Below are 9,356 nucleotides of genomic sequence, written 5' to 3' on the forward strand. Positions count from 1 at the left end.
ACTTTATATATTCTCTTCGTTGGCAGCGTCAGATGTGTATAAGAGGCATGAACAGCGTTCGGATTAATTTTACAATCTACCGTTTAACTATAATCAAAAAGTTAATAGTAAGCAATCAATATATTGATTATATTAATAAAAAATACGTCGTTATTCGATGACTGTTGGTACGATCAATTCGAAGCGGTCTGTCAAATAGGTCAATTCAATTGGCAGTTTAACCGCTGGGTCGCCGTCAATACGTGTCGTCACGGCTTGACCAGTTGCACTCATAATTCGTGCACTGGTTGCCGTTAGCTGTGTAATGGCCTTGGAGTTTTGCAAGTTCCCCGTTAGTGCGAACCAAATATATGGAATTACTTGCCGCCAGCCAATGTTGTTAAGTAGACTAATATGCATTTTTCCTGGAGCAGACGCGCTATAGACGTGCCCACCGACTGATTTGGTCGTTGTAATCAAACAGAACCATGTTTTTAAGGTGTGGCTTCCTTCGTGTTTGAATTGATATCGAATTGGCAGTGACTTATTGTGACCAATATGGCGAATAGCACGGTAAAGATAGCTTAATTTACCGAATCGCTGCTTCTCAGATTGTCGAACTTCATTGGAAATGTCAGCCAAATTACCGAATGTCAGTGAACTCACGACTGCCCGGCGTTGATTACAAACTAGCATGCCGACTGCTTGGGTCGCCGGCTGAGTACAAATTAGTTCGATGGCCGCTTGGGGGTCAGTTGGTAACTGGTAGCGGGTTGCAAAATTATTAACCGTTCCCATGGGAATAACGCCGATACGAATATGTGCTTCAGCTTGGATTAGGGCTGTCATTGCAACGTTCAGTGTGCCATCTCCACCAATAACAATTAGTGCTGACAGTTGAGGAAGTGTTTGCTTAATTAACGCAATTGCCCGGGGGATTCCTGGTGTTGTCAGTAATTGAGACTCAATGCCGTGGTTCGATAGCGCTTGCGCGGTTTGATGGGCGACGGTTGCCGCTTGCCCATTACCCGCTTGTCCGTTATAGAAAATGCCGTAAGTTGTTGCCATGACAATCGCCTCTTGATTAAAAAATTAAGTTTATTCATCGCTTATTTAGTAAGCTTTTGATAGTCTCAGTATAGCTTGAACACTAGTTTGACTGGAAATAATATGCATCATTACTGAATTAGTCGGGTCAATGAGCATTTTGATTGCTCAATATAAATATTATAGTTATGATAATTTTAATCACACAATATCGGGATGGAGCGTGTTCACAATGGGATGGAATAGGTGTTGCGATATTAGGACTAACAATAGGTATCGTTGCAAATGCGGTAAGCGCACATGGTCGGCGTCAAACGACAATTAATTTAATCGCAGGCTTATTCGGTGTACTTGGTGGCCAGCTGTCTTTTGGATGGTTCGGGCCAACAGTTGCTGGAATGACGTTGTTGCCAGTCGTGAGCGGGGCGATGATACTTATTGTGATCGGAACCGTTGCTGCCCAGGCGCTTCAGCCGCAGTAATTGTGATTAGGCATAAAAGGATTTGTTGAAGTAGCAGTTGTTAGCGCTATCAAAAGATGGAGGTGTCCGTAATGGCTAAAATTAAACGCCAGACCCCTGGTTTTTGGGGTAAATTGTCACTATTGATTGCAATTGGGCAATTAGGATTGACTGTGTTTCGAGAAGTGCGGCAGTTCAAACACCGCCGCTAAAAAGGGGATGACAGCATGCATTGGTCATGGGTAATGATTGTTGGCGCGGCGGTTGGTGCTTTTGCAGGTGCTATCATGAGCCCCAGTCAATCGCGGGGTTGGATCGGTCACATTATTGCTGGCGTCCTTGGGGCACTCATTGGTGAAGGTGTGCTGGGGCCGATGGGGCCTGAGTTAGCCGGAATGACCGTGATACCAGCCGCAATCGGTGCAATTGCCGTCGTTCTGATAATGATGTTCGTGGTTCAGTGGGCACGGGTTCGACGGTCAAAACACAATTGAACAGTGCCAATTGACAGCCTGGCTGTTACGCTCGGCATCAAAAAATGTTAAACGGTAGATTGCAAATTTAATCCGAATTTTTGGACAAATTTGTCAGCATAACCTGATACGGTGTTTGCCAGTCGAGTATTTTAAGCGGTCGCTAAGTACTTTAACTGATTTGTGAGTGTCGGCGTCAATGCAAATAAACGACATGGAGCCGTGCGTGGAACGGAATTCATCAAAGCATAGATTAATCGGTAACCGGCGGCTCGCGTGTGTATGAATATTAGCCGTCAAAATACGCTGAACTGAGTTTGTCGAAATACCGGTGAGACTGGCGATAGTCTTAGCCGGGAGTGATTTACTGGCTAGCTTCAGCACATGAGTCGCTAGTCCGTGACCGATGGCGTGGTTGGTTGATACCACTGGAGTGGTGGCCGTACAAGTGCTATGGCAGTTACTACAACGCCAGCGTTGCTTGTTTAGCTCTAGAATTACGGGCCGGTCCATGGGTCCTGAAATGTGGACATGAGTGAGCTTGTGTCCGTTAGGGTGCAACGTATTGTATCCACAGCTGGGACAGCGCCTGAGTGTGTAGGTAAGCTCTGCCTGGATGACCAAATACTTTTTGCGACCCGAGCCCCGACCATGAAATTCCTCACGAGTACCGAACACCTGAATGTCTGTGTCTGTAATTCCCAGTAATTTAAGTGTATTATCTAGTTGAGACATCTATTCCTACCCCGCTTATCTTGAGTTTTGCCGCTTAAAGCATAGCACTAGGGAGGCTTAGATGCCTTTTTTTGTTATCAAAAAGGGCCTAGTACTTTTGGAATGGAAATACTTTCCAACACCAAAAATTCTAGACCCTTAAAAACGTGCCAAACAGCAACATCAACGAGAGTGTCTGGAAGACGCTCATTGACTGTGAAACCTTCCTGAAGATTATTCCATGTTCCCATGGGCCTCACCTCGCAAGGGAAAAGACAGCCACCGCCTTAACTTCTCTACAAAGAACTATTATACAGGGAATCTGTATCACTATCCAAGCTTTAGAACAAATTCGTTGGATCGCTATATTACCAGTGAGAACCAATTTTGCAAATTAAAATTTTAATGTGAACAGCTCTAAAAACTCTTCATCAATACCTGTTGACAAAGGGTCATCATAGATTGATTTAATTGCAAGGTTGGATTAATGAGCATTAAGTTCCGGCGACCTGCTTAAGAGTAAATGGTTTCCGAGGAGAAATCTAGATTTCAGGAACGGCTTGCACCGTCACTGAAATATTACCTCTTGTAGCTCGAGAATAAGGGCAGACCTGGTGTGCTTCGTCTAACAATTCTTGCACTTTTGAAAGGGGGAGATTAGCAATGAAGCCTTCAATTTCTACTCCTAAAACAACATCTGGGACTGATTCCTTACTTTGATTATACAACGATACTCTAACCTTGATGATCGAATTACCGCGAATATTCTTAGCTCGTTTGATATAATCTAAGGCGCTATTAAAGCAAGTACTATAGCCCGCAGCGAAAAGTTCTTCTGGATTGGTTCCTTCCGTTTTACTGCCCGGTTCTTCAATGTTTACGTTGAAAGAGTGGTTTGGGCTATGTGACTCACCAGAACGTCCTCCAGTGTTAATCATGGTTGTTGTATATACTTTCTTCATTTGATGACCTCCTTGAAATAATCGCAGCTTTCGTTAAACGCAAGCCACTCGACTAACGACTCATACTTGAAGCCATCTTAATGGCAGTTTCGGCTGAACGTGCAGATATTTTATACAAGATGGCACCTTCTTGCCAAGTAATAGTTTGGTTTAATCCATTATCAGTGACATCAAAGTTGCCTGCCCCAACTTGGCTCGGAATGGGAAGCGAGTACTGGTTAAACAATGCTACCAGTTGTTTGCTCATAGCAACTGGATCTTGGCCCATGACAGGTGAGGCATGTACTGTTACCGACCAGCGACCTGCTTGCCATGTGAGATAAGCTTGTCCAGCTCCTCGATCAATAGTCCCCTGAACACCAGTCCCAAGATCAATGACCGGTAACCCAGTCTCTTGTGCGTGGTGATTAACCGCGGTCACTGCAGCCGCTGTGGAGACATAGGCGGTTTTATTGAATGTTGCATAAGGCGTTTCGCTAGCTAAGGTGCTGGCATTAAATTCCTTGGCTGTAGCTCCAACACTATAATAAACCGTATATCCGTATGCATTACTGATATAGTGCATATTCAACCGATTGTGATTTTCGTTCAACCCATCAACAGTTGGTTTTTTTGTAGTCCCAATTGCCATAGACAACTTCTGATTGAGCTCTTGAATTCGAGAATCTGTAGTATCCTCTTTTACTGATGAGTTCTTTGATGATATTGAACTAGCCACAGTAGATGAAGAACTAGAAGACATTTTCTCTTTTGCAGAATTAGATACCTTCGTAGCGGAACTAATAGATGTCGATGGTGTTTTAGAGTTGGTATTGAGCTTCGAACAACCTCCGATTAAAAGGCATGCTGTCAACGTTGCGATAACAATCTTGCCCTTCATATGACATTCCTTCTTTCCATTGTTGTGTCACGGCGTCTCTAGATTGGATTAACTGCCCACATGGTCCTAAATTATCACTTATGATCATTATAATATAAAACAATTTTAATTGTGCAAAATACGTTTTTTAAAATTCGACCATTAATACCACTTCATTTGAATGCTTGATATGTAGCCTTATAAAAACCTTACAGATTAGTCAAAAAACGTTATAAATGTTTTTCTCACTAGAGACTAAGCCCTTTAAAAAGTCGCTGCCACTGATTAATAACATCCGAAAGTGAGAAATCATGACTTCGTTGTAAGGCTTGATTAGCCCAATAGTCCCGAATGGATGGTGAATACATAAGGGTATCAAGCTTTATGTTTAGGTCATGTACACGATGATCCTGTGTCAGAATACCAAATTTCCTCCCATTTAAAAGCATAAAAATTTGGGCTGATGGTTTATTAAAATTCTATCTATCCTCACATGAAGAAGCTAACATAAATATTAAGACTTATTCTCTGGTATACTGAACCTGAATAATAATTGCCAAAATCAGTACAGACATTAAAAGATCTTATTAATTATAGTTATACTTAATTAATATTGTTAGAACACCTATTGTGAAAACACTAAAGACACTACCTGCAATGCCCAATCCGCTTAAGCCTACAGTGGCCACGACATATCCTCCAATTGCAGATCCGGTAGCAACTCCAACATTTGAAAAAATTGAATTAAAAGAAGAAGCTAAAACCAATGATTGGGGATAATTTTGTTGGGCAATATCCATGTAATACAATTGCATGGGTGAGTTAGAAATAGACATTGTTAAAGCCATTATGAGAATTGCACTGATTTTTAGCCATGTTAAATTTCCACTTATGAATATAAGAAAGATACTAATAGCTTGAAGAATAAAAAATTTTTTTAAATTGCGTTTCCATTTCATGTTTGCTATACGCCCACTCACTTGGTTGCTTACCAATCCACATAGTCCGTACAAAAATAGAACAATTATGACATTATTGTGGGAGAAACTTAACTCTTTAATTAATATTGGCTTCAAATAGGTATAAATGATATAAATGGCACTAAAATTAAAGACCGGGACCAGAATACCCCAGATGATTCTTTTGTCTTTTAAGATAGCTAACTGTTTGAATATATTATGTGTTCCAATTTGTGTTAATTTATGAGGTAGCAAATAGAAAACTGCGATAGTAATAAAGACTGAGGCAAAAAAAATTGTCCAAAAAGTTAATCGCCAGTTAAGGTTATCACTTATCCAAGTACCTAAAGGTACGCCAAAAACTGAAGCGATACTGAAGCCTGAGAACACCCAAGATATTAGCCAAGCTCTTTTTCTCTGAGGAGCAATTGCAGCTGCAAAGGTAACAGCAGTCGACATCAGAGGCCCAGATGATAGGGCTGTTATAATTCTACTCATAAGTAGTACATTAAAATTACTAGCTATAGCTGTCAATAAGTTTCCAAATGAAAAAATCAGCATAAAAAAGAGCATAACTTTATGCAAAGCGATACTACCAATAGATAAGTTAATTATTGGTGTTGCAACTGCATAAACGATTGCAAATATGGTTACGAGTGCCCCAATTTCTGCGATAGAAACTCTAAAATCTGTCGATAAATTATTTATAATTCCTATTATAATAAATTGACTCAAACCCATTGTGAACGTTAGAAATGTTAATAATATGCATTGAAGGTTGATTTTCTTTTTCATATGACCACCTTATTAAGATATACACTAAAAAAGTTATATAAAAAGCCATTTTTTTGATTAACATCAAATGAAAAATGTTATCAAAAAGTTGGCTTTTTCCTACCGATTATGTGCAATTAAATCATGTAACTGTTTAAAATCAGGAATAAGATCATAAGCGTGAGTTTTGGCTTCCATGACCGCGTTTATTTGTTGTTTAATCCTTTCGGTATCTTCCTCATCGGTATAACTAACCCAGTTGATATACTCTAGCCAATCAAAGTAAGCGTGCTTACCTTTCCCATAACTGTTTCCCATTAGTAAACAAGGTGTTCCAGTTAAAACTGAGAATACCATTGCGTGCCATCGATCAGTAATAATTAACTTTTGACCTGAAAATAGGCTTAATTCTTTTCTGAATAATTTTTCACGGGTATTAGGTGTAATAGTTTTAACCGTATCTAAAACAGTATCCGTAAATTCAATAGGTTGGTAGGCTCTCAGCAAAGTCTTTATGTTTTGGATAACCTTATCTTTGACGACTTTTTCAGCGTCCCGTCTGAGAACAAATAATGACCCTTGACGCTTCAATTTTGGGAATTTCTTAGATTGCATATATAAAACCATATCAGGTGTAAAAATGACTTTATTGTTGAAAGTAGTCTGCATTCTATGGTAACTCTGTGCATCTCGAGCTACTAGAACTAAATTGGGGTTTTTTTGGTAAGCCTCTTGACTTAACTTTTGTTCATAAAGTCCAGCTTCATTGTCTTCAAAATGAATAGACTGTGGGAATGAGATGGTTAGGTTATCAGTAAAAGTTGAAAATACTTTTCGGCGTGCTCGCTCGTGGTTAAGATAAAGATTTCCCATGTTTCCACCACCAGTAAAGGCAACAATATCTTGTTTAGTTATACATTGCTTAACAACTGGAATAGCCGCATCATCATCTTCCTCTACTATTTCAATATATTGGTAATCTGGAAACTCAGCTTCAATATATTTTCGTTCGGCTAATGATATTGCCTGGTCACCAAGATTGGTATAGCTAGGAACACCAAACATAAAAAATTTTGGCTGATTATTTTTAGGCAATTCGTGTACAACGTTATTAGGATTGATATAAAAGTTAGCCATATTATTTTTCTCCTTCTAATTTTATTTGCTGGAACTTTCCTGATAGGATTTTTTCATTTTCTCTTGATTAATAACAGTCAAGGAAAGAAATAAACTGCACCCATTTGTTATGGCAAATACAAAAAAGACAGTGGCTGTTCCTAAAGCATTAATTAGCAATGGGTAAACTAAGCTAATTGAAAAATTAGTGATCCATGTGGTTGCCGTAGCAATTGACATAAATCTAGCTTTGACACTATTAGGGAACATTTCTGCCATAATCAACCAAGTAACAGGGCTAACAATACCTTGATGGTTCGCTAGAAATAGGACAAGCATTGCTAGAACCAAAGTATTTGTAACTACCTGTGGCAGCATGTTTGCGTGCATGATAACCCCTAACAATGCTAAAAAGATAGTATTACCCATTAACCCAATTTTTAACATTTTCAGATGGTTGTGATTGGCAATCATTCTGGTTCCAAAGATACTAGCGATGAAAGATGTTAAGCCGATTAGTATATTCGCATACAAAGAACCCCGTTCTCCCATACCAACCTTTTCTAACAAGATAGTGCCATAATACATAACTGTATTAATACCCGATACTTGTTGAATCAAGGCAATAACGATTCCAATCAAGAGTAAGTAGACTAATCGTTTATTCGAAAAGATTTGGTTCCAAGTGAGCTTTGTCTCTGTTTTGATATTCTTTTTACGCCCATCAATGATCCTGTTAGCAGTTTGTTTTTTGAATCCTAGTCGATAAGCTAAATTACGTGCTCTTTTTAAATGCCCTCTTTGTACTAACCAGTTAGGACTCACAGCAATATTGAATGAATTAATCCATAAGATAATAGAGGGAACACATGCAATTAAAATCATAACGCGCCAAATTGGATCCCAGTTACCCCATAGACTGCCTAAAAGGGCATTCATAATAAACGCTACTAGTTGTCCTAAAACGATAAAAATTGCATTCTTATTGACGTTGCTAGCACGAACTTCTTTTGGGGATATTTCTGCAAGATACATTGGAGAAAGACTTGAGGCAGCACCAACAGCTAGTCCCAGGATAAATCTAAATGTGGTCATAAAGATATAATTGAGTGATAATGCGCAACATACAGTTGCCAGTGTAAAGATAACTGCAACCCAACGAATTGTAACCTTTCTGCCATATTTATCAGCATATTTTCCACATAGGAATGCACCAAGGCAAGCCCCTAAGACTAAAGAGCTTGACACGATTCCCTGACGGGAAGGAGTTAGATTTAATTGGCTAGTCTTGCTCATAAAAGCCAAAGCTCCATTGATAACACCAGTATCATACCCAAATAGGAATCCTCCCAAAGATATGACGTAAGCACTGTAATTTAATAATCCATATTTTCTTCCACTTCTATTTTGCATTGCCAATTCGTCCACTTCTTTCAGCTTGTTAATAATTAGAGTGGCTTTACATGAAATTAAAGTAAAACAATTATAAAAAAAGTCAATTACTACAGTAATTGACCAGCCAATAACAACCATGGATTCATTTAAAAGATTGTTAAAAAGTTTAACATATGGGGAAAAATTTATCTTGTTCTACGACTTAAAAAGAAAGAAACTGCTGCTACAACAACTATTGCGCCTATAATTGACGGAATAATGGCCATACCAGCTATATTTGGCCCCCAACTGCCTAAAATAGCTTCACCAATGGATGAGCCAACTAAGCCAGCGATAATATTGCTAATCCAGCCCATAGCTGCGCCCCGATTAGTGATGGCACCAGCAATTGCGCCAATAACAGCACCAACAATTAAAACCCATAACCAATGCATAAAATTCACTTCCTCTTTTTTGAACAAACTTTCTATAATGATTACAAGGATAAATATAACCTTATCAAGGGTGTGAGGCAAGGAAACCATACTATCAAAGCTGTTGAACAAATTCACAATATTCCTGTGCATGCTATTTATTTCATAAATGTTTCAATAATAAAAGTGGGATTTAAACGTGTT

Annotated in this window: 9 protein-coding genes and 1 pseudogene; 1 reads left to right on the top strand and 9 read right to left on the bottom strand. The window is 39.1% G+C overall.

The genetic code is table 11. The features are described from left to right. Nucleotides 1-150 precede the first annotated feature (150 nt). Entirely contained in the window at nucleotides 151-1,047 is an 897-nt protein-coding gene (locus tag CBP76_RS09415) for a diacylglycerol/lipid kinase family protein (RefSeq protein WP_102196640.1), read from the bottom strand. Between the two features lie 667 nt (nucleotides 1,048-1,714). On the opposite strand from CBP76_RS09415, the gene CBP76_RS09430 reads away from it, so the two are divergent. Next, the gene (locus CBP76_RS09430; protein ID WP_003680380.1) at nucleotides 1,715-1,981 is read left to right on the top strand and encodes a GlsB/YeaQ/YmgE family stress response membrane protein; all 267 of its coding nucleotides are present in this window, start codon (nucleotides 1,715-1,717) and stop codon (nucleotides 1,979-1,981) included. A 132-nt stretch (nucleotides 1,982-2,113) separates the two neighbouring features. Here the strand turns inward: CBP76_RS09430 and CBP76_RS09435 are convergent. The 8 genes and pseudogenes from CBP76_RS09435 to CBP76_RS09475 all read right to left on the bottom strand — a co-directional run. Further along, a pseudogene (locus tag CBP76_RS09435) lies at nucleotides 2,114-2,695 on the bottom strand (transposase family protein); the annotation flags it as partial. Between the two features lie 130 nt (nucleotides 2,696-2,825). Then, complete coding sequence (locus tag CBP76_RS13645; RefSeq protein ID WP_425430304.1) at nucleotides 2,826-2,885, bottom strand: putative holin-like toxin; 60 nt, start codon at nucleotides 2,883-2,885, stop codon at nucleotides 2,826-2,828. Nucleotides 2,886-3,216: 331 nt separating this feature from the next. Then, a complete protein-coding gene (locus CBP76_RS09445; RefSeq protein WP_102196641.1) occupies nucleotides 3,217-3,636 on the bottom strand; it encodes an Ohr family peroxiredoxin in 420 nt (139 codons plus the stop codon). Nucleotides 3,637-3,688: 52 nt separating this feature from the next. After that, on the bottom strand, nucleotides 3,689-4,516 hold the full coding sequence (locus CBP76_RS09450) for a hypothetical protein (protein ID WP_102196642.1): 828 nt from the start codon (nucleotides 4,514-4,516) through the stop codon (nucleotides 3,689-3,691). 566 nt (nucleotides 4,517-5,082) lie between these two features. Continuing rightward, nucleotides 5,083-6,249, bottom strand: a complete 1,167-nt coding sequence (locus CBP76_RS09460) for an MFS transporter (protein ID WP_102196643.1) — start codon at nucleotides 6,247-6,249, stop codon at nucleotides 5,083-5,085. Nucleotides 6,250-6,348: 99 nt separating this feature from the next. Beyond that, complete coding sequence (locus CBP76_RS09465) at nucleotides 6,349-7,365, bottom strand: polysaccharide pyruvyl transferase family protein (protein ID WP_102196644.1); 1,017 nt, start codon at nucleotides 7,363-7,365, stop codon at nucleotides 6,349-6,351. Between the two features lie 21 nt (nucleotides 7,366-7,386). After that, the gene (locus CBP76_RS09470) at nucleotides 7,387-8,757 is read right to left on the bottom strand and encodes a sugar porter family MFS transporter (RefSeq protein ID WP_102196647.1); all 1,371 of its coding nucleotides are present in this window, start codon (nucleotides 8,755-8,757) and stop codon (nucleotides 7,387-7,389) included. A gap of 167 nt (nucleotides 8,758-8,924) precedes the next feature. After that, a complete protein-coding gene (locus CBP76_RS09475; RefSeq protein WP_102196645.1) occupies nucleotides 8,925-9,173 on the bottom strand; it encodes a GlsB/YeaQ/YmgE family stress response membrane protein in 249 nt (82 codons plus the stop codon). Between the last annotated feature and the right edge of the window lie 183 nt (nucleotides 9,174-9,356).

The sequence above is a fragment of the Companilactobacillus nuruki genome, assembly GCF_002872255.1.
Classification (GTDB): domain Bacteria; phylum Bacillota; class Bacilli; order Lactobacillales; family Lactobacillaceae; genus Companilactobacillus; species Companilactobacillus nuruki.